Annotated in this window: 18 protein-coding genes, 1 tRNA gene and 1 other RNA gene; 18 read left to right on the top strand and 2 right to left on the bottom strand. The window is 44.3% G+C overall.

The window, feature by feature from the left end:
* Positions 1 to 156: 156 nt before the first annotated feature.
* Positions 157 to 228, bottom strand: a tRNA-Arg gene (locus tag EV212_RS00740).
* Between the two features lie 139 nt (positions 229 to 367).
* Between EV212_RS00740 and EV212_RS00735 the strand changes: the two genes are divergently transcribed.
* The 8 genes from EV212_RS00735 (at position 368) to EV212_RS00700 (ending at position 8,026) form a co-directional block, all read left to right on the top strand.
* Positions 368 to 1,162 (top strand): hypothetical protein, encoded by a 795-nt coding sequence (locus tag EV212_RS00735; protein WP_132087368.1) that lies wholly within the window; start codon positions 368 to 370, stop codon positions 1,160 to 1,162.
* Positions 1,163 to 1,240: 78 nt separating this feature from the next.
* Entirely contained in the window at positions 1,241 to 1,948 is a 708-nt protein-coding gene (locus tag EV212_RS00730) for a pseudouridine synthase (protein ID WP_132087365.1), read from the top strand.
* Entirely contained in the window at positions 1,941 to 3,914 is a 1,974-nt protein-coding gene (gene ligA / locus EV212_RS00725; protein ID WP_132087361.1) for an NAD-dependent DNA ligase LigA, read from the top strand. The genes EV212_RS00730 and ligA overlap by 8 nt, the downstream gene beginning before the upstream one ends.
* 64 nt (positions 3,915 to 3,978) lie before the next feature.
* A complete protein-coding gene (locus EV212_RS00720) occupies positions 3,979 to 4,428 on the top strand; it encodes an RrF2 family transcriptional regulator (RefSeq protein WP_132087357.1) in 450 nt (149 codons plus the stop codon).
* A gap of 25 nt (positions 4,429 to 4,453) precedes the next feature.
* Positions 4,454 to 5,641, top strand: coding sequence for a cysteine desulfurase NifS (gene nifS / locus EV212_RS00715; RefSeq protein WP_132087354.1), 1,188 nt, complete (start codon positions 4,454 to 4,456; stop codon positions 5,639 to 5,641).
* Positions 5,642 to 5,652: 11 nt separating this feature from the next.
* Complete coding sequence (nifU, locus tag EV212_RS00710) at positions 5,653 to 6,090, top strand: Fe-S cluster assembly scaffold protein NifU (protein WP_132087351.1); 438 nt, start codon at positions 5,653 to 5,655, stop codon at positions 6,088 to 6,090.
* A 3-nt stretch (positions 6,091 to 6,093) separates the two neighbouring features.
* Complete coding sequence (gene mnmA, locus EV212_RS00705; RefSeq protein ID WP_132087348.1) at positions 6,094 to 7,185, top strand: tRNA 2-thiouridine(34) synthase MnmA; 1,092 nt, start codon at positions 6,094 to 6,096, stop codon at positions 7,183 to 7,185.
* 22 nt (positions 7,186 to 7,207) lie between these two features.
* Complete coding sequence (locus tag EV212_RS00700) at positions 7,208 to 8,026, top strand: DUF975 family protein (protein WP_132087345.1); 819 nt, start codon at positions 7,208 to 7,210, stop codon at positions 8,024 to 8,026.
* Here the strand turns inward: EV212_RS00700 and EV212_RS00695 are convergent.
* A complete protein-coding gene (locus EV212_RS00695; RefSeq protein WP_306812224.1) occupies positions 7,992 to 8,867 on the bottom strand; it encodes a histidinol-phosphatase HisJ family protein in 876 nt (291 codons plus the stop codon). The genes EV212_RS00700 and EV212_RS00695 overlap by 35 nt on opposite strands.
* A gap of 164 nt (positions 8,868 to 9,031) precedes the next feature.
* On the opposite strand from EV212_RS00695, the gene gap reads away from it, so the two are divergent.
* The 10 genes from gap (at position 9,032) to ssrA (ending at position 19,407) form a co-directional block, all read left to right on the top strand.
* Positions 9,032 to 10,048, top strand: a complete 1,017-nt coding sequence (gene gap, locus EV212_RS00690; protein WP_132087342.1) for a type I glyceraldehyde-3-phosphate dehydrogenase — start codon at positions 9,032 to 9,034, stop codon at positions 10,046 to 10,048.
* A gap of 70 nt (positions 10,049 to 10,118) precedes the next feature.
* On the top strand, positions 10,119 to 11,327 hold the full coding sequence (locus EV212_RS00685) for a phosphoglycerate kinase (RefSeq protein WP_132087339.1): 1,209 nt from the start codon (positions 10,119 to 10,121) through the stop codon (positions 11,325 to 11,327).
* Between the two features lie 16 nt (positions 11,328 to 11,343).
* Positions 11,344 to 12,090 carry a triose-phosphate isomerase gene (gene tpiA / locus EV212_RS00680; RefSeq protein WP_207669044.1) on the top strand — a complete coding sequence of 249 codons (747 nt, stop codon included), beginning with the start codon at positions 11,344 to 11,346 and terminating at the stop codon, positions 12,088 to 12,090.
* Between the two features lie 172 nt (positions 12,091 to 12,262).
* A complete protein-coding gene (locus EV212_RS00675; RefSeq protein ID WP_132087334.1) occupies positions 12,263 to 12,481 on the top strand; it encodes a cation transporter in 219 nt (72 codons plus the stop codon).
* 12 nt (positions 12,482 to 12,493) lie between these two features.
* A complete protein-coding gene (locus EV212_RS00670; protein ID WP_132087331.1) occupies positions 12,494 to 14,362 on the top strand; it encodes a heavy metal translocating P-type ATPase in 1,869 nt (622 codons plus the stop codon).
* A 75-nt stretch (positions 14,363 to 14,437) separates the two neighbouring features.
* Positions 14,438 to 15,976 (top strand): 2,3-bisphosphoglycerate-independent phosphoglycerate mutase, encoded by a 1,539-nt coding sequence (gene gpmI / locus EV212_RS00665; protein WP_132087328.1) that lies wholly within the window; start codon positions 14,438 to 14,440, stop codon positions 15,974 to 15,976.
* Between the two features lie 76 nt (positions 15,977 to 16,052).
* On the top strand, positions 16,053 to 16,286 hold the full coding sequence (gene secG, locus EV212_RS00660) for a preprotein translocase subunit SecG (protein WP_132087325.1): 234 nt from the start codon (positions 16,053 to 16,055) through the stop codon (positions 16,284 to 16,286).
* 105 nt (positions 16,287 to 16,391) lie between these two features.
* Positions 16,392 to 18,494: a ribonuclease R gene (gene rnr, locus EV212_RS00655; protein WP_132088267.1), complete on the top strand. Its 2,103-nt coding sequence runs from the start codon at positions 16,392 to 16,394 to the stop codon at positions 18,492 to 18,494.
* Positions 18,495 to 18,528: 34 nt separating this feature from the next.
* Positions 18,529 to 18,996, top strand: coding sequence for an SsrA-binding protein SmpB (gene smpB, locus EV212_RS00650; RefSeq protein ID WP_132087322.1), 468 nt, complete (start codon positions 18,529 to 18,531; stop codon positions 18,994 to 18,996).
* A gap of 62 nt (positions 18,997 to 19,058) precedes the next feature.
* Positions 19,059 to 19,407, top strand: a transfer-messenger RNA (tmRNA) gene (gene ssrA, locus EV212_RS00645).
* Positions 19,408 to 19,431: the final 24 nt, after the last annotated feature.

The following is a 19,431-nucleotide window of genomic DNA, read 5'->3' as shown; positions in this document are numbered from 1 at the left end:
ATGTTATATAGTAGAAAGTCGTGTTGCATTTCGTGTTGCATTGTGTTGCATAATTCCGTAAAAACGAGCATTCGAATAACATTTTTCGCAAAAACAAAACACCGACAAAACCAGTGTTTATCGGTGTCTGTTGGTTTTTCTGATAAAATTAAAAAATGCACCCGACGGGAATTGAACCCACGCACATGGCTCCGGAGGCCATTGCTCTATCCACTGAGCTACGGGTGCAAATAGTATTCTACTATAATTGAAAAAAATTTGCAATGTTTTTTTGAAAAAATCTCATATTGTTTTATCAAAAAGCCAAGATGGTTGACGGAAACGCCTTTTTTTGGTACAATAAAGAGAATTGAAAAGGAGGATTACTATGAAGACAAGCCGTAGTAAATTAATACTCATTATTCTGTTGTCAATTGTTGTGATCGCAGCAGCAATTGCCGGTGTCGTTTTATCTATGAAGAATAAATCGGAAGAGAAACAGACATCCGCAGTAAAGGCTTCGGAAAGTGTTGTTGTTAATGAGGATGAGGTTTCCAAGGATCGTCTTTTAAAAGATAAGTATCCGGAAGTCAACGATCTGATCAAAAGATATCGTACAGCACTGACCAACGGTGATGTGGACGCTTTAAAGGGGATTTATAATACAAAGGATGAGATCAGCGGTGACGTTCTTTCATCGACATCCAAGATCATCGAAAGTTATTCGGATACAGTATGTTATACGAAGAAAGGCCTGGAAGCGAATTCCTATTTTGTATTTATTTATGATAAGCTGAAAATCAGCGGTATCAACACACCGGCACCGAACCTGACGATGGTTTATGTAAAGAGTACCGCAGATGGTACATACTACATCTATCGTGGAGAGCTGAACGGGGCCACGGCAACCTATGAATATGATTCGGAGACTCAGGCTTATATTGCAAAGCTTTATGAAGATGATGAAGTCAAAGATCTGATGGCAACGGTATATCAGGAAAAAGAAGCTGCCTGTGCGAAGGATGAAACTCTCAGGAATTTTATTGACGGATTATCCTCTCCGACCTCCGATGTGATCGACGAAACAACGGGCGAAAGTGTTGAAGGTGAAGGGGCTGAAACCGGAGAAACAGATAGTTCAGCTGAAGAGACTCAGCCGGTGGAGACAGAAGCTGCTGAATAAACACTTTAAGATTTGAGATAAAAGGTTTCTATTACCAGAGGTAGTAGAAACCTTTTATTGGGATAAAGGAAGATAATTATGGAAAAAGTGAGATTAAATAAATATTTAAGTGGTCAGGGAATCTGTTCCCGGAGAGAAGCCGATAAGCATATTGAGGCCGGGAAAGTGACGATCAATGGACATATTGCCGGAATGGGCGAAAAGGTAGACGGTACAGAGGAAATCCTTTTTGACGGAAGGCTGGTCAGTGCGGCCAGAGAAGAAAAGATTGTGCTTGCCATGAATAAACCGGCAGGAATTGTCTGCTCCAGCAAAGAAAAAGATAATATCATTGACTATTTGAAATATCCGAAGCGGGTGTATCCGGTGGGCCGACTGGACAAAGATTCCACGGGGTTGATTTTGCTGACCAATGATGGTGAACTGATGAATGAAATTTTAAAAGCCAGAAATTACCACGAAAAGGAGTATGAAGTTCGTGTGCGGGAACGGATTACAGCAGACTTTATCCGGGGAATGAGTGAGGGGGTATGGCTTTCCGAATTAGGCGTAAAGACACGACCATGCAAAGTCAAAAAGGTGGACGCCTATACGTTTCGTATTATCCTGACTCAGGGGTTGAATCGCCAGATACGGCGCATGTGCGCATATTTTAATTTCCGCGTGGTTACATTAAAACGTATACGGATTATGAATATTCAGTTGGGAGACCTTAAAGAAGGCGAGTGGCGGGAGATTAAAGGCCGTGAGCTGAGAGAACTGCGGGGAGGAATCGTCCATGAATGATTTGTTGAAAGAGATGCGGGAATTAATTCAGAGATTGAATGAAGCTTCCAAAGCCTATTATCAGGATGCCCGTGAAATTATGAGTAATTATGAATATGATGCGCTCTACGACCGGCTCCTCACTCTCGAAAAAGAAACAGGAACGGTGCTGGCTGACAGTCCGTCTATCCATGTGGGTTATGAAGTGCTCAGCGAGCTGCCAAAGGAGAATCACGATTCTCCAATGCTTTCGCTGGATAAGACGAAAGATGCGGGAGCGCTCCGTACATGGATTGGGAACCATGAAGGGCTGCTCTCATGGAAGCTGGATGGTCTGACCATCGTACTGACTTACCGGAAGGGGGAGCTCTACAAAGCGGTCACCCGGGGTAACGGTATCACCGGCGAGGTTATTACAAATAATGCAAGAGTGTTCCGAAATTTGCCCCATAAGATTTCTTATGAAGGCGAATTGGTACTTCGGGGCGAGGCTCTGATCAAATATTCGGATTTCAGAAAATTGAACGAGAGTATTGAAGATGTGGAGGCAAAATATAAAAATCCCCGCAATCTGTGCAGTGGTTCGGTACGTCAGTTAAATAACGAGATCACAGCGCAGAGAAGCGTCTATTTTTATGCTTTTACGTTGGTAAAAGCGGAAGACGTGGATTTTCATAACTCCCGAAGAGAGCAGATGGAGTGGCTGAGCCATCTCGGCTTTGAAACGGTGGAATATAAGAAGGTAGATGCCGCAAATATTGAGGCAGAAATTCAGTGGTTTTCAGAGCATGTAAAATCCAGCAATCTGCCGTCGGACGGGTTGGTACTGACGCTGGACGATATTGCCTACAGTCGTTCTCTGGGAACAACGGCGAAATTTCCGAGAGATTCCATTGCCTTTAAGTGGGCCGATGAGACAGAAAAAACACAGCTCCTTGAGGTGGAATGGAGTGCGTCGCGAACAGGACTTATTAACCCGGTGGCTATTTTTGAACCGGTTCAGTTGGAAGGAACGACGGTTTCCCGGGCCAGTATCCATAATGTCAGTATTGTGGAGAGTCTGGAACTGGGACTTGGTGATGAATTGATGGTGTATAAAGCCAATATGATCATTCCACAGATCAGCGAAAATCTGACTCGGAGTGGCACACTGGAAATTCCGAAAGTTTGTCCGGTTTGCCATCAGCCCACGAAAATTTTACAGGAAAATGATGTAAAAGTGCTGACCTGCCCAAATCCGGACTGTGAGGCAAAGCATATCAAGGGGTTATCCCTTTTTGTTTCCCGGGATGCTTTCAATATCGAGGGCCTGTCGGAAGCCACGTTAGAAAAATTTGTTCAGAAGGGGTTTATTCACGGCTTGAGAGATGTATTTCACCTGCAAGATCATAAAGAAGAAATTATCGAAATGGAGGGGATGGGAGAGAAGTCCTATGCAAATCTTATCCAGGCCATAGAGAAATCACGCAATATACCGACGGCCCGGTTCATATACAGCCTTGGGATTCCGAACGTGGGACTTTCGAACGCAAAACTGCTGTGCCGGTATTTTAAAGATGATATAGCTGCTTTGATGTCGGCAGATGCGGAAGAGATAACGACCATTGAAGGCATTGGACCGATCATTGCAAAAAATGTGGAAAGTTTTTTCGCGGATTCAAAAATACGGGGACGCGTCGAGGAACTTCTTTCAGAAGTACATCTTGAGAAAGAATTTCTTTCAGAAGATGAGATGATATTAAAGGATATGACCTTTGTTATTACGGGAAGCGTCCATCATTTTGCCAATCGGAATGAAGTCAAAGCGCTGATTGAGTCGAGAGGTGGTAAAGTGGCAGGTTCCGTTTCTTCAAAGACGAACTATCTCATCAATAACGATGCAGCTTCAGCTTCATCAAAAAACAAAAAAGCGAAGGAACTTGGCGTTCCGATCATCACAGAAGACGAATTTTTAGAGCTTATTGAGAAAAATCGTATTGACAGTTAAAGAGTTCGGTGATATCCTATGAACATAAATCCGAGTAAATTACTCGGATATAAGAGGTGAGAGTATGAAACTTTCAACAAAAGGCCGATACGGTCTGAGAGCAGCGGTAGATCTGGCTTTGTTTTCAAAGGAAGAACCCATATCGATCAGCACTATTGCCAACCGGGAAGGGTTATCTGAAAGCTATCTGGAACAGTTGTTTGCCAAACTGAAAAAAGCTGGACTGATTTCGAGTATCCGGGGAACTAATGGCGGTTATCAGCTGGCAAAACCAGCGGGAGAGATTTCCGTAGGGGATGTTTTAAGGGCTCTGGAAGGAGAGATGGTCGTGGTCGATTGTCCGGACAGTGAAAACAAATGCGCCAAATTTGATTCCTGTGTCACCAAATATGTCTGGAAGCGTATAAATAATAGTATTAATGATACGATGGACTCTATGACATTGGAGGAGATCGTTGCGAACAGCCCGGAAATTAAAGACGAAACCGGTCAAAAAGCATATTGCTCAAAATAATATATATGAATGGAGAGAAGATAAGATGGATAAGAGGATTATTTATCTGGATCATGCAGCAACGACGGCGACACGACCTGAAGTCGTAGAAGCTATGCTGCCGTATTTTACTGAAAATTACGGAAATCCTTCCACGGTCTATGATCTGGGAGCCAAAAATAAAACAGTAGTTACAGAAAGCCGCGAGATTATAGCCAAAGCCCTTGGGACAGACGCTGCCAACATTTATTTTACAGCTGGCGGGTCCGAATCTGATAACTGGGCTCTTGTAGCAACAGCCGAGGCTTATAAAAATAAAGGCAATCACATTATTACATCCAAAATCGAGCACCATGCGATTCTTCATACATGCGAGTATCTTGAAAAAGAGCGCGGATATGAAGTGACTTATGTGGATGTGGATGAAAACGGCATCATTAAACTGGACGAATTAAAAACAGCCATTCGTCCGACAACAATTTTGATTTCTGTTATGTTTGCAAATAATGAAATTGGAACGATTCAGCCGATTAAAGAAATCGGAGCCATTGCCCGTGAACATGGCATCCTGTTCCATACAGATGCGGTTCAGGCATTTGGGCAGATTCCGATCAACGTTGATGAGCTGAATATTGATATGCTCAGCGCCAGCGGCCATAAACTGAATGGACCAAAGGGGATTGGCTTCCTGTATATCCGCAAGGGCGTGAAGATTCGTTCCTTTGTTCATGGCGGCGCTCAGGAGCGGAAGCGCCGGGCCGGGACAGAAAATGTACCGGGCATTGTCGGATTGGGCAAAGCGGTAGAAATTGCTGTAGCCACCATGGACGATCGGACTAAGAAAGAAACTGAACTGAGAAATCATTTGATCGACCGGATTCTGGCGGAAATTCCTTATACACGTTTGAATGGTGACAAAGACCGACGACTGCCGAATAACGCCAACTTCAGTTTCCAGTTTATTGAAGGAGAATCTCTTCTGATCATGTTGGATATGGCGGGAATTTGTGGTTCCAGCGGTTCTGCCTGTACGTCCGGCTCACTGGACCCGTCTCATGTACTTCTGGCAATCGGTCTGCCCCATGAAATCGCGCATGGTTCACTGCGTCTGACCCTGGGTGAAGATAATACGATGGAAGAGATGGATTATGTAGTTGATAAAGTGAAAGGCATTGTAGAACGTCTCAGAGCGATGTCTCCGTTATACGAAGATTTTGTAAAAAAGAACAAATAGGAGGAGTTTTTATGTACAGTGAAAAAGTAATGGATCATTTTCAGAATCCGAGGAACGTAGGAGAAATTGAAAATGCCAGCGGTGTAGGTACGGTTGGAAATGCAAAATGCGGCGATATCATGCGTATTTATTTTGATATTGATGAAAATCAGGTTATTCAGGATGTGAAATTTAAGACATTCGGCTGCGGTGCTGCCGTAGCGACAAGCAGTATGGCTACAGAACTCGTTAAGGGAAAAACCATCTACGAAGCTCTGGAAGTTACAAATAAGGCTGTTATGGAAGCGCTTGACGGTCTGCCTCCGGTTAAAGTTCATTGTTCTCTTCTGGCTGAGGAAGCTATTCATGCGGCTCTCTGGGATTATGCAGAGAAAAATGGCATTAAAATTGACGGACTTTCCAAACCGAAGTCGGATATTGGTGAAGAAGAAGTTGAAGAGGATTATTAGTCCATGAAAAATAAAAAAGTCATTGTCGGGATGTCCGGCGGTGTGGACTCTTCTGTGGCCGCCATGCTTCTGAAGAAGCAGGGCTATGATGTCGTCGGCGTGACGATGCAGATATGGCAGGATGAAGAAACAGCCATCCAGGAAGAAAATGGCGGTTGCTGCGGCTTGAGCGCGGTGGATGACGCACGACGGGTGGCCAGTCAGTTGGACATCCCCTACTATGTGATGAACTTTAAAAAAGAATTCAAAGAGTGGGTGATGGATGACTTTGCCGGGGAATATTTTCGGGGAAGAACGCCAAATCCGTGTATCCGGTGCAATCGGTATGTCAAATGGGAAGCGCTTTTACATCGAGCCATGTCCATTGGAGGAGACTACATTGCCACGGGACATTATGCCAAAGTGGTCCGGCTGGAAAATGGCAGATATACTCTGAAAAAAGCGCCTTCCAGAAAGGACCAGACCTATGCGCTCTATAATCTGACCCAGGAACAGCTTTCCAAAACGCTGATGCCGGATGGAGATTATACGAAAGAAGAAATTCGTCAGATGGCGGAAGCAATGGGCCTTCTCGTGGCATCCAAGCCGGACAGTCAGGATATCTGTTTTATTCCTGATGGTAATTATCAAAAATTTCTCTACGAATATACAGGACGGAAATTGCCGAAGGGAAATTTTGTTGATTCGTCCGGAAAGATCCTCGGTACGCATGAGGGAATTACCCATTATACGATAGGTCAGAGAAAGGGACTGAACCTTTCCATGGGATATCCGGTATTTGTTACGGAGATTCGCCCGGAGACAAATGAAGTGGTCATTGGTGAAAGCAGAGATCTATTTAAGTCCGTACTGACCGCTTCTCATGTGAACTGGATGTCCATTCCAGAGCCCAAAGCAGGAGAAAAAGTCCGTGTCCATGCAAAAGTCCGCTATGCCCATGGGGGAGCCATGGCGACTGTTCACAGGGCGGAAGACGGAATTCTTGTCTGTGAATTCGACGAGCCTCAGCGTGCCATTACGCCGGGACAGGCCCTTGTCATGTATGATGGGGAATATGTTGTCGGTGGCGGCGTGATTGAGGCGGTTAAAGACTGAAAGCGGTCAAGGAGGTAAGCCTATGTGGATAAGAGCAGATTTAAAGCAGAGAGCAAAGAAGAACTTGCGCGGTTATTATTGGGCGGCAGTAGCTGTCTGTCTTATATTCCTTGTGCTTCAGTATGCATTGGGAACGAATGGCAGTTCGTCAGCTTCATCGTCCAATTCGAGTACAGAGGAGACGACAGGCAACATGGGAGATAATGATATGTCCTTTGATGTGCAGGAATATGCACTGCCGCAGATTCGGGACTATGTCGAAAGCTTTGTCTATTCTGAAACCGGAGCGGGGATGTTCACCAGTGTTGTGACTTCTGCCGTGCTGTTTTATGGAATAGTATTGGCAATCGTGCGTATGTGTCTGAATTATTTTATTGTCAATCCGATTCAGGTTGGAATGGCCAGTTTTTTCTATCGGAACAGAACAGAAAAGACCAGCGTTGGCGAGCTGGCCTTTGCATTTAATCGAAATGATTTTCTCCCGGTAGTGAAAACCATGTTCCTTCGGGGATTTTATGTGTTTCTCTGGACGCTGTTGCTTGTGATTCCGGGTATTATTAAAACTTATGAATACCGGATGGTAGATTATATTCTTGCAGAACATCCGGATATGCCGACCAGGGAAGTTTTAAACTTAAGCCGTCAGATGATGATGGGGCATAAATGGAATACCTTTGTTTTGGATATGTCCTTTTTCGGTTGGGCTCTGCTGGGAGCATTGACCTGGGGCGTATTGAATGTTCTCTGGACAAATCCATACATGAGAGCCACCGAAGCCGAGCTGTATGAGGTGCTTAAAAACCAGATTACAACGGGAACATCACAGGCTGACGTTTTTTAAATACGGTATAATATTTAAAGCCGAGGGTTTTTAAAAGCTCTTCGGCTTTTTTAAAATCATAGGCAATATGTTCGGGCTTATGGGCATCGGCTCCGATGGTGATTTTTTCACCGCCCAGCTCCAGATAACGGGACAGAATATCCGCCTGGGGATTGGGCTGACCAAGGCCATATTTATAACCGGCTGTATTGATCTCCAGTGCCAGGTCATGTTCAATGATCGTATTTAATGCTTTGTCAATAATAGAGGCATACTTCTCATAAGTATAGCCTTTATTTTTTTCCGGGGCATAACGAATCAAATAGTCGATATGGGCGTAAGTGTCAAAATTCTGATAAGCAGCCGTGTTATCAATGATTGTCTGGAAATATTTTTCACAGATGGTTTCAACAGTCCGGTCTTCCCAGAATTCCTTTTCATAGGGGTCGCCGTGAATCATATCTTTTGGAGCGGTGCCATATTTGTGGATATGATCGAGGTCTTTTTTATACCATGGCGCCGGGATCAGATGGGAAGAACCAATGATAAAATCAAAATCATGGGCTTTGGCCACAGCCTCATAGCGGCCGGCCAGGTGGGGAAGAAGCCCGAATTCTATGCCGAACAGCACTTCGATGTTCTTTTTATATTTATCCTTTAATTCATATAATTTTTTTTCGTAGGTGTCCATATCCACCTCAAATAAAATTGTGCCGTCCGGGGAAGGATATTCATAATCCAGATGTTCCGTAAAGCAGATGGTTGTCAATCCTTTATCGATGGCGCCCTGGATCATGTTTTCCATCGATGATTCCGAGTCGGTCGAAAAAGATGAATGCATATGTATATCGCTTGTGATCATAATAAAGCCTCCAGTATTCTTTGTTTAAGCTAAATATAATAAAATTTTCTTTATTTGTCAAATAAATAACAAATATTATCCGAAATTAACTTGAATTTTATTCCGTAATTGGGTAAAATAGAATCATAATAATAATATAATCTAATTTAGGAGGAACTAAAATTATGGCAGTAAGAGTAGCAATTAATGGTTTTGGTCGTATTGGTCGTCTGGCATTTCGTCAGATGTTTGGCGCTGAGGGGTATGAAGTTGTAGCTATTAACGATTTGACAAGCCCTGCTATGCTGGCCCATTTATTAAAATATGATTCTTCACAGGGTAGATATGCACTGGCTGATAAAGTGACAGCAGGTGAAGATTCAATCACAGTTGACGGTAAAGAAATCCGTATTTATGCGTTCCCGGATGCAAATAACTGCCCATGGGGAGAATTAAAAGTCGATGTTGTTCTTGAATGCTCTGGCTTCTATACATCCAAGGACAAAGCACAGGCTCATATTAATGCCGGAGCCCGTAAAGTTGTTATCTCTGCTCCAGCAGGAAATGATCTGCCAACAATTGTTTATAATACAAACCATGAAACATTAAAAGCAGAAGATACCATTATTTCCGCAGCATCCTGCACGACCAACTGTCTGGCACCTATGGCAGATGCTTTGAACAAATATGCACCGATCCAGTCCGGTATCATGTGCACGATTCATGCTTACACAGGTGATCAGATGACTCTGGACGGACCTCAGAGAAAAGGCGATTTAAGACGTTCCCGTGCAGCAGCAGTGAATATTGTTCCGAACTCCACAGGTGCAGCAAAAGCTATTGGTCTTGTTATTCCTGAACTGAACGGCAAACTCATCGGTTCCGCTCAGCGTGTTCCTACACCAACAGGGTCCACAACCATCCTGACAGCTGTTGTTAAAAAGGCAGGCGTTACAAAAGAAGGTATCAACGAAGCGATGAAAGCTGCGGCGAATGAATCCTTCGGATATAATACAGACGAAATCGTTTCGTCCGATATCGTAGGTATGACTTATGGTTCTTTGTTTGATGCAACACAGACAATGGTTTGCCAGATTTCCGATGATTTATACGAAGTTCAGGTTGTGTCCTGGTATGATAATGAAAACAGCTACACAAGCCAGATGGTTCGTACAATCAAATATTTCTCTGAATTAGCATAAGATTCAGTGAGACCTTAAAAGGTCCGGCCTTTTGGACCGGACCTTCTTTATAATTATGGAGGCGATGAACATGGGATTAAACAAAAAATCAGTAGATGATATTAATGTAAAAGGAAAGCGGGTGCTGTGCCGCTGTGATTTTAATGTACCTTTAAAAGATGGTGTGATCACAGATACAAACCGTCTGACAGCAGCACTTCCGACGATCAAAAAATTGATCAATGATGGCGGAAAGGTTATTTTATGTTCCCATCTAGGAAAACCGAAGGGTGAGCCGAAACCAGAACTTTCTCTGGCTCCGGTAGCTGTGAAACTCTCTGAGCTTCTTGGACAGGAAGTAAAATTTGCAGCGGATAATGAAGTTGTCGGACCAAACGCGAAAGCCGCTGTTGAAGCAATGAAGGATGGAGACGTTATCCTTCTTGAAAATACCCGTTATCGTATCGAAGAGACAAAGAACGGCGAAGCTTTCAGCAAGGAACTTGCTTCTCTCTGCGATGTTTTTGTAAATGATGCTTTTGGTACGGCGCACCGGGCACATTGTTCTAATGTAGGTGTGACTGAATATGTGGAGACAAGCGTCGTCGGATATCTCATGCAGAAAGAAATCGATTTTCTTGGCAATGCAGTCAACAATCCTGTACGTCCGTTTGTTGCTATCCTTGGCGGAGCTAAGGTTGCGGATAAATTAAATGTTATTTCCAATCTTCTGGAAAAATGTGATACATTGATCATCGGCGGTGGTATGGCTTATACATTCCTTAAAGCTAAAGGTTATGAGATCGGTACATCCCTGGTGGATGATTCAAAATTGGATTACTGTAAAGAAATGATGGAAAAAGCTGAAAAACTCGGCAAAAATCTTTACCTTCCGATTGATACGACGATCACAAAGGATTTTCCAAATCCAATCGATGCGGAAGTCTCTGTAACGGTTGTTCCTTCCGATGCAATTCCGGCTGATATGATGGGGCTGGATATCGGAACGGCGACTGCTGAAAAATATGCAGAAGCGGTTAAGACGGCAAAAACCGTTGTATGGAACGGACCGATGGGTGTATTTGAAAATCCAATCCTTGCCAAGGGAACGATCGCTGTGGCAAAAGCGCTGGCAGAAACCGACGCAACGACCATTATCGGCGGCGGTGATTCGGCAGCGGCTGTAAATCAGCTTGGATTTGGTGATAAGATGACCCATATTTCCACCGGCGGCGGTGCTTCTCTTGAATTCCTGGAAGGCAAGGATTTACCGGGCGTTGTTGCTGCAGATGATAAATAAGAGAGGATTGGAAGTCATGCGTAGAAAAATTGTTGCAGGAAACTGGAAAATGAATATGACACCTTCTCAGGCTGTCGCTTTAATTGAAGAATTAAAACCACTGGTTGTCAGCGAAGATGTGGACGTGGTATTCTGTGTACCGGCCATCGATATCATTCCGGCAGTAGAAGCTGTGAAGGGTACGAACATTCATATTGGCGCGGAAAATATGTATTTTGAAGAAAAGGGCGCTTTTACCGGTGAAATTGCGCCGGATATGCTTACCGACGCCGGTGTGGACTATGTGATCATCGGTCATTCGGAGCGCCGCGAATATTTTGCAGAAACCGATGAGACTGTCAATAAAAAAGTATTAAAAGCTTTTGAGCATGGTCTGACACCAATCATCTGCTGTGGTGAATCCCTTACTCAGAGAGAACAGGGGATTACCATCGACTGGATTCGTCAGCAGATTAAGATTGCCTTCTTAAATGTTACTGCAGAACAGGCATCTAAAGCTGTTATTGCATACGAACCAATCTGGGCCATCGGAACAGGTAAAGTAGCTACCACAGAACAGGCTCAGGAAGTTTGCTCTGCAATTCGTGCATGCATTAAAGAACTTTACGGAGATGCAGCGGCAGAAGCTATCCGTATTCAGTACGGCGGCAGCGTATCTGCCTCCAGCGCACCGGAGCTTTTTGCTCAGGCCGATATCGACGGCGGTCTTGTGGGCGGCGCCAGCCTTAAAAAAGATTTCGGGGCTATCGTAAACTACAAATAAATAAGTCGTATTTGATTCAGGGAGAGCGGCTCTTCTGTATGTTTTGCAGGAGAGCCGTTTTTAAATTTTATTAATCAAATATTGAAAAAGCTATTGACTATATGAGCATAGAGGATATAATATAAATATATGAACAATTAATCATATGAAATTATTTTAAGGAGTGAATATTATGAAAAAGAAATTTAAATTAATCGATCTGGATTGTGCTAATTGTGCTGCAAAGATGGAAGACGCCATCAAAAAGATTGACGGTGTGGAAGATGCGAATGTAAGCTTTATGACACAAAAGATGACCATTATTGCCGAAGAGGATCAGTTTGACCGGATTATGCAGGAAGTTGTCAAGGTTTGCAATAAGGTTGAGCCGGACTGCCAGATCGTTTTATAATGGAGGCAGGCTATGACGAAAAAACAAAAAAATATGCTGGCCCGTATCATCGTGGCCGCCGTGATTTTTGTGCCGCTTTTCGTTGCCGAACACATGGGGAAGCTTAACTTTCAGTCCCAACTGCCGGTGAGCTTCCTTTTGTATCTCATTGCCTATATTATTGTTGGATGGGATATTGTCTATAAGGCGATACGCAATATTTCCCATGGGCAGGTATTTGATGAAAACTTTCTTATGTGTGTGGCGACCTTTGGAGCCTTCGGTGTTCGGGAATATGAAGAGGCCGTGGCTGTTATGTTGTTTTATCAGGTAGGCGAATTGTTCCAGAATTATGCGGTCAATCGTTCCAGACAGTCGATTACTGAGTTGATGGATATTTGCCCGGAATATGCGAACATTGAGGAAAACGGTGAATTGAAGAAGGTGGACCCGGATGATGTGGAAGTGGGCGACATTATCGTTGTCAAACCGGGAGAAAGGATTCCTCTGGATGGTATCGTTACATCGGGAAGTTCTTTTATAGACACATCCGCGCTGACAGGAGAATCCGTACCGCGTCAGGTTTCTGAAGGTGCGGAAATCATCAGTGGTTGTGTCAACGGCGGCGGGCTTTTACAGGTACGGGTAACAAAAGAATTTGATGATTCTACTGTGGCAAAGATTCTTGAACTGGTGGAAAATGCCAGCAGTAAAAAGGCAAAAGTCGAAAACTTTATTACGAAATTTGCCCGGTACTATACGCCGATCGTGGTAGTGGCTGCAGTAGTTCTTGCGGTAATACCTCCACTGATCCTCGGTGGAGGCTGGAGTGACTGGACCCTGAGGGCCTGCAGTTTTCTCGTCATTTCCTGTCCATGTGCCCTTGTCATTTCTGTGCCTCTTGGTTTTTTCGGCGGTATCGGTGCGGCATCGAGAGTTGGCGTTCTTGTTAAAGGAAGTAATTATCTGGAAGCTCTGGCCCGGATGGAGACCATTGTTTTTGATAAAACAGGAACTTTAACAAAGGGCGAATTTACAGTAACAGGTATTTATCCGACGGCAGTGACCGAAAGGGAACTTCTGGAAATGGCGGCATTGGCAGAGAGTTATTCGGAACATCCGATTGCCAATGCGGTGAAAAAAGCTTATTCAAAGACTTTGTCTATGGAAAAAGTGACTGATACAGAAGAAATCCCGGGCCATGGTATCCGCACCAGGATTGACGGAAGGCTTGTCCTGGCAGGGAATGCCAAGTTGATGAAAGCAGAACACATTGTCTATGAAACCAATGACGATATAGGAACCGTCATTTATATGGCCGTGGACGGAACATATATCGGTTCGATTGTCATTGCCGACAGGGTAAAACCGGAGGCAAAAGAAGCTGTTGCAGCCCTGAAAGCCAGCGGTGTCCGTCGGACAGTCATGCTGACCGGAGACAAAGCTGAAGTGGGAGAAGCAGTGGCCGGGGAGCTTGGTATTGATATCGTTTACGCAGACCTGCTTCCGGCTGATAAGGTAGCCAAGGTGGAGGAACTTCTGGGTGATCTTTCTGGGAAAGAAAAGCTGGCTTTTGTCGGCGACGGAATTAATGATGCACCGGTTTTGTCCAGAGCAGATATTGGCATCGCTATGGGAAACATGGGTTCTGATGCGGCCATCGAAGCAGCAGACATTGTCCTGATGGATGATAATCCGTTAAAAATTGCGTCTATCATCCGGATTGCCCGGCATACTTTAAAAATTGTGACACAAAATATTGTGTTTGCACTGGCAGTAAAAGCCATTATCCTTGTTCTGGGTGCAGTTGGCATTGCCAATATGTGGGGGGCTGTATTTGCCGATGTGGGCGTTGCAGTTATCGCCATCTTAAATTCCATGCGGGTAATGAAAATGAAATAAATTGTAAGGGCCTTGTATTTTTGCAGGGCCTTTGGTAATATTATATCATTATCAGAAAGAAAACAGGTGAAAGATATGAGAAAAAAACCAACAGTGTTAATGATTCTCGACGGATATGGTCTGAGAGATAAATCAGAGGGAAATGCTGCTGTGGAGGCAGACAGCCCGGTACTTGATGGTCTTAAAAGGGATTACCCTTTTGTTAAAGGCTATGCCAGCGGTATGGCTGTAGGTCTGCCGGAGGGACAGATGGGAAATTCAGAGGTAGGACATCTGAATATTGGCGCAGGCCGCATTGTTTATCAGGAGCTGACCCGGATAACCAAGGAGATTCAGGATGGAGATTTCTTTAAGAATGAAGCCCTTTTAGCCGCAGTGCAAAATTGTCAGGAAAATGATTCGGCGCTCCATTTATTTGGTCTGCTGTCCGACGGCGGTGTTCACAGCCATAATACCCATCTCTACGGCCTTTTAGAGCTGGCAAAACGCGAAGGCCTGAAAAAGGTTTATGTACATTCTTTTCTGGACGGACGTGACACACCTCCGGCTTCCGGTAAAGATTATGTGGCAGAGCTTGCAGAAAAAATGAAAGAAATCGGTGTTGGTGAGATTGCTTCCATTTCCGGACGTTATTATGCGATGGACAGAGATAACCGCTGGGAACGGGTAGAGAAGGCTTATGATGCGATTCGCCGCGGTGTCGGTGAGACGGCTGAAAATGCAGTGCAGGCGGTGGCAGATTCCTATGCAAAGGGCATTACCGATGAATTTATGGTTCCGACAGTCATTATGAAGAATGGGGCACCGGTGGCTGCGGTCAATGACAAAGATTCCATTATCTTCTTTAACTTCCGGCCGGACCGGGCGAGAGAATTGACCCGTGCCTTCTGCAGCGATGATTTTACCGGCTTTGACCGGGGAGAACGGGCAGATGTGGTCTATGTCTGCTTTACCGAATATGATGTGACGATTCCGAACAAATTCATTGCCTTCCACAAAGTTTCTATCGATGAAACCTTTGGTGAATATCTGGCAGAACACGGTATGACTCAGGCTCGTATTGCCGAGACGGAAAAATATGCCCATGTGACATTTTTCTTTAACGGCGGTGTGGAAGCGCCAAATCCTGGCGAAGACAGGATTCTTGTCAACTCTCCGAAGGTGGCGACCTATGATCTCCAGCCGGAGATGAGCGCATATGAAGTGTGTGACCGCCTTGTGGAAGCCATTCATTCCGGGAAATATGATGTCATTATCATTAATTTTGCCAACCCGGATATGGTTGGACATACAGGCGTGGAAAGTGCGGCTATTAAAGCGGTGGAAGCAGTGGATAGCTGTGTCGGCCGGGCGGTAGAAGCACTCAAAGAAGAAGACGGCGTAATGTTTATTTGTGCGGATCACGGAAACTGTGAACAGTTGATCGATGAGGAAACCGGCGAACCATTTACGGCCCATACGACCAATCCGGTACCGTTTATTCTGGTGAATGCGGACCCATCTTACAAACTTCGTGACGGCGGATGCCTGGCGGATATCGTTCCGACATTGATTGATTTAATGGATATGGAACAGCCAAAGGAAATGACTGGAAAATCACTTTTGATCAAATAGTTTCCAAAATAGTTCTTTACTATTTGTCAAAAACATGATAAACTGTTATGAGTGATTTAGGAGGTGTATCGAGGCGATGCTGAGAACAATCGTAACAGTCGTTTTCATTGCGATTTGTATTGCGTTAGTTATATTGGTTATGCTCCAGGAAAGCAAGTCCAGTGGATTTACAGGGACTGTCGGCGGTATGGCAGACAGCTATTGGGGAAAGAATAAAGGTCGTTCTATGGAAGGTAAACTTGTAAAGTGGACAACCATTTTAACCGTTGTATTCTTTGTTTTAACCGTCGTTTTGAATATGAATTGGTAGAATAGAATTGATATTTAAGGATAACACTCTTTCTAAAGGAAGGGTGTTATTTTTTTGAGAGGAGGTGTGCCTGTGCACACAGAAATATATGAAGCGCGAAAAGAAATCATACTGGAATTTATGAAGGATTCCAACTATCATCCGATGAAATTAAAAGAAATGTGCAGCACTCTGGGAGTGCCGCGCCGGGAAAGAGATGAGTTGAAGCTTGTATTGGATCAATTGATCTCCGAACGGAAGATTGATATTGATGCGAAGGGGCGTTATAAAATCGCAGACCCGGAATTGCTGAAAGGCATTTTTTCAGGAAATACAAAAGGCTTTGGCTTTGTTCATGTGGAAGGAATTGAAGGGGACTTTTATGTTTCGGAGGAAAATACACTGGATGCCCTTCACGGTGATGAGGTGGCCATTAAAAAAATATCTGAGGAAGGCGACGGACGGCGGAGTGAAGCCATTATTGTTAAAGTATTAAATCGGGCCAATGAAACGATGGTCGGTATATTCCAGAAAAGTAAAAATTACGGCTTCGTCGTGCCGGATAATCAGAAAATTGCCAAAGATGTATTTGTTGATAAAAATCATACGATGGGTGCGGTCAACGGTCATAAAGTTGTTGTCCGGCTGACAGGTTTTGGTAAAAAGAATAAAAATCCGGAAGGTGAAATTATAGAGATTCTCGGGCACGTCAATGACCCGGGCGTTGACATTCTTTCAATTGTCCGGGCTTATCATTTGCCGGAACAGTTTCCGGAGGAAGTAATGGAACAGGTGGCGGCCATTCCGGAACAGGTTCTTCCGGAGGAATACGATGGCCGTAAGGATATACGAAACTGGCAGACAGTCACTATTGACGGAGAGGAAGCGAAGGATCTGGATGATGCCATAACTATCCGGAAAAATTCCGATGGACATTATATTCTCGGTGTTCATATTGCCGATGTGAGCCACTATGTGAAAGAAGGTTCACCGTTGGATAGAGAGGCTTTAAAACGGGGGACAAGTGTTTATCTGACAGACCGGGTCATTCCCATGCTGCCCCATAAGCTTTCCAATGGTATCTGTTCACTGAATGCGGGCGTGGACCGGCTGGCATTAAGCTGTATTATGGAGTTGGATGATAAAGGTAATATTTTAAATCATGAAATTGCAAAGACAGTTATTAATGTAGACCGGAGAATGACTTATACGGCGGTAAAACAGATTTTAGAGGATAAAAATGAAGCAGTCATGCGGGAGTATCAGGAACTGGTTCCGATGTTTGAGACAATGGCTGAAGCAGCGGAAAAACTTCGGGAAAAGCGGCGGGTGCGCGGCGGCATTGACTTTGATTTTCCCGAATCCAAAATTATTCTGGATAAGCGCGGCAGGGCAGTGGATGTAAAGCCTTATGACAGAAATTCGGCCACAAAGATTATTGAAGATTTCATGTTGGCAGCTAATGAAACCATTGCTGAAGATTTTTATTGGCAGGAAGTGCCATTCCTTTACCGGACCCATGAAACGCCGGATATGGAGAGAATTCGTAAACTGACCGTGTTTCTTAAAAACTTTGGCTATTACCTGAAGATTAAATCAGGAGAAGTCCATCCAAAGGAGTTTCAGAAGCTTCTTGGAAAGATTGAGGATACGCCGGAAGAAGCGATGATCAGCCGTCTGGTACTGCGTTCCATGATGCGGGCCAAATATACGACAGAAAATACAGGACATTTTGGTCTTGCAGTTAAGTTTTATACCCACTTTACATCACCAATCCGCCGTTATCCGGATCTGCAGATTCACCGGATCATTAAGGAGCAGATTGATGGCCGACTGAGTGAACGACGGCTGGAGCATTACAGAAAACTGCTTCCGACTGTGGCGACGGATACAAGCACGACGGAACGGCGGGCCGATGAGGCGGAACGGGAAGTAGATAAACTTAAAAAGGTAGAATACATGTCCAGACATTTGGGGGAGATCCATGAAGGCGTCATTTCTGGCATTACCAACTGGGGGATGTATGTGGAACTGCCGAACACCTGCGAGGGCATGATTCGTCTCCAGGACCTGGATGACTATTATATTTTTGATGAAAATAAATATGAACTGCAGGGCGAAATGAGCCGTCAGACTTTCCGCCTTGGACAGAAATTGAAAATCTGTATCGCAAATGCAGATAAAGTCACACGAACCGTTGATTTTTTACTGGCAGATGATGTACAATAGATAATGTGCGTAAGGTGCGGAAATGAGGTAGCATATGGGCAAAGCAGGAATTAAATTAATAGCCAACAACAAAAAAGCATACTATGATTATTTTATTGAAGACACCTATGAAGCAGGAATATCTTTGCATGGGACAGAAGTCAAGTCGCTCCGAATGGGCAGGTGCAGCGTGAAAGAAGCCTTTGTCCGTCCGGAAGGCGAAGAGCTTTTTGTCTATCAGATGAATATCAGCCCTTATGAAAAGGGCAATATATTTAATAAAGACCCGCTCCGTGTTCGGAAGCTCCTGCTTCATAAGTATGAAATACGAAAGATACTCGGCCAGGTGGCCCAGAAGGGGTATACGATCGTACCGTTGAAAGTTTATTTTAAGGACAGTCTGGTAAAAATGGAGATCGGCCTGGCAAGGGGTAAAAAGCTTTATGACAAGCGAGACAGCATTGCGAAAAAAGACCAGAGAAGAGAGGCCGAGAGAGATTTTAAGGTAAAAAATCTCTATTGACATTTGCATGGTTTTTGATTATGATAAAAAGACATCGTTAGTCTTAGCCATCAACTTTATAAGGGGTTGTACTGGTTTCGACGGGGGTGTGGAAGTTTGGGAAGCCATTTGCAGACTCCGGGACTGCGTAATAACCTGGAACTTAAATATAAAAGCTAACGAAGATTACGCTTTAGCTGCCTAATTGCAGCTTGTCAGTCTCAGATCGCTCACTGTCTGAGAATCTGGCATCGAACTTGTGAGGCCCTCCGCTGCCAAAGCTTTGAGGCATCGGAAGATATATGAAGCTACTAAGGTCGGAAGCCTGTCATTCGGCGTCTGACTGAGGGAATGTTCATAGAATGACTGTGATGGAAGATGCCTGGACGGATGTGCCTTCGGACCGGGGTTCGACTCCCCGCAGCTCCATAAATGCCTGAAAATGTAAAATTTCCA

Origin of the sequence: Frisingicoccus caecimuris, from assembly GCF_004340975.1 — a bacterium.
Taxonomy (GTDB): Bacteria; Bacillota; Clostridia; order Lachnospirales; family Lachnospiraceae; genus Frisingicoccus; species Frisingicoccus caecimuris.
This window is presented reverse-complemented; position numbering and strand designations above follow the sequence as displayed.

Bases quoted from the DNA above. Each gene is read 5' to 3' on its own strand.
- EV212_RS00700 (WP_132087345.1), top strand. From the start codon at position 7,208: ATGTGGATAAGAGCAGATTTAAAGCAGAGAGCAAAGAAGAACTTGCGC.
- EV212_RS00675 (WP_132087334.1), top strand. From the start codon at position 12,263: ATGAAAAAGAAATTTAAATTAATCGATCTGGATTGTGCTAATTGTGCT.
- EV212_RS00720 (WP_132087357.1), top strand. From the start codon at position 3,979: ATGAAACTTTCAACAAAAGGCCGATACGGTCTGAGAGCAGCGGTAGAT.
- smpB (WP_132087322.1), top strand. From the start codon at position 18,529: ATGGGCAAAGCAGGAATTAAATTAATAGCCAACAACAAAAAAGCATAC.
- EV212_RS00695 (WP_306812224.1), bottom strand. From the start codon at position 8,867: ATGATCACAAGCGATATACATATGCATTCATCTTTTTCGACCGACTCG.
- mnmA (WP_132087348.1), top strand. From the start codon at position 6,094: ATGAAAAATAAAAAAGTCATTGTCGGGATGTCCGGCGGTGTGGACTCT.
- EV212_RS00730 (WP_132087365.1), top strand. From the start codon at position 1,241: ATGGAAAAAGTGAGATTAAATAAATATTTAAGTGGTCAGGGAATCTGT.
- ligA (WP_132087361.1), top strand. From the start codon at position 1,941: ATGAATGATTTGTTGAAAGAGATGCGGGAATTAATTCAGAGATTGAAT.
- gap (WP_132087342.1), top strand. From the start codon at position 9,032: ATGGCAGTAAGAGTAGCAATTAATGGTTTTGGTCGTATTGGTCGTCTG.
- secG (WP_132087325.1), top strand. From the start codon at position 16,053: ATGCTGAGAACAATCGTAACAGTCGTTTTCATTGCGATTTGTATTGCG.
- EV212_RS00670 (WP_132087331.1), top strand. From the start codon at position 12,494: ATGACGAAAAAACAAAAAAATATGCTGGCCCGTATCATCGTGGCCGCC.
- nifS (WP_132087354.1), top strand. From the start codon at position 4,454: ATGGATAAGAGGATTATTTATCTGGATCATGCAGCAACGACGGCGACA.
- EV212_RS00685 (WP_132087339.1), top strand. From the start codon at position 10,119: ATGGGATTAAACAAAAAATCAGTAGATGATATTAATGTAAAAGGAAAG.
- gpmI (WP_132087328.1), top strand. From the start codon at position 14,438: ATGAGAAAAAAACCAACAGTGTTAATGATTCTCGACGGATATGGTCTG.
- nifU (WP_132087351.1), top strand. From the start codon at position 5,653: ATGTACAGTGAAAAAGTAATGGATCATTTTCAGAATCCGAGGAACGTA.
- tpiA (WP_207669044.1), top strand. From the start codon at position 11,344: ATGCGTAGAAAAATTGTTGCAGGAAACTGGAAAATGAATATGACACCT.
- EV212_RS00735 (WP_132087368.1), top strand. From the start codon at position 368: ATGAAGACAAGCCGTAGTAAATTAATACTCATTATTCTGTTGTCAATT.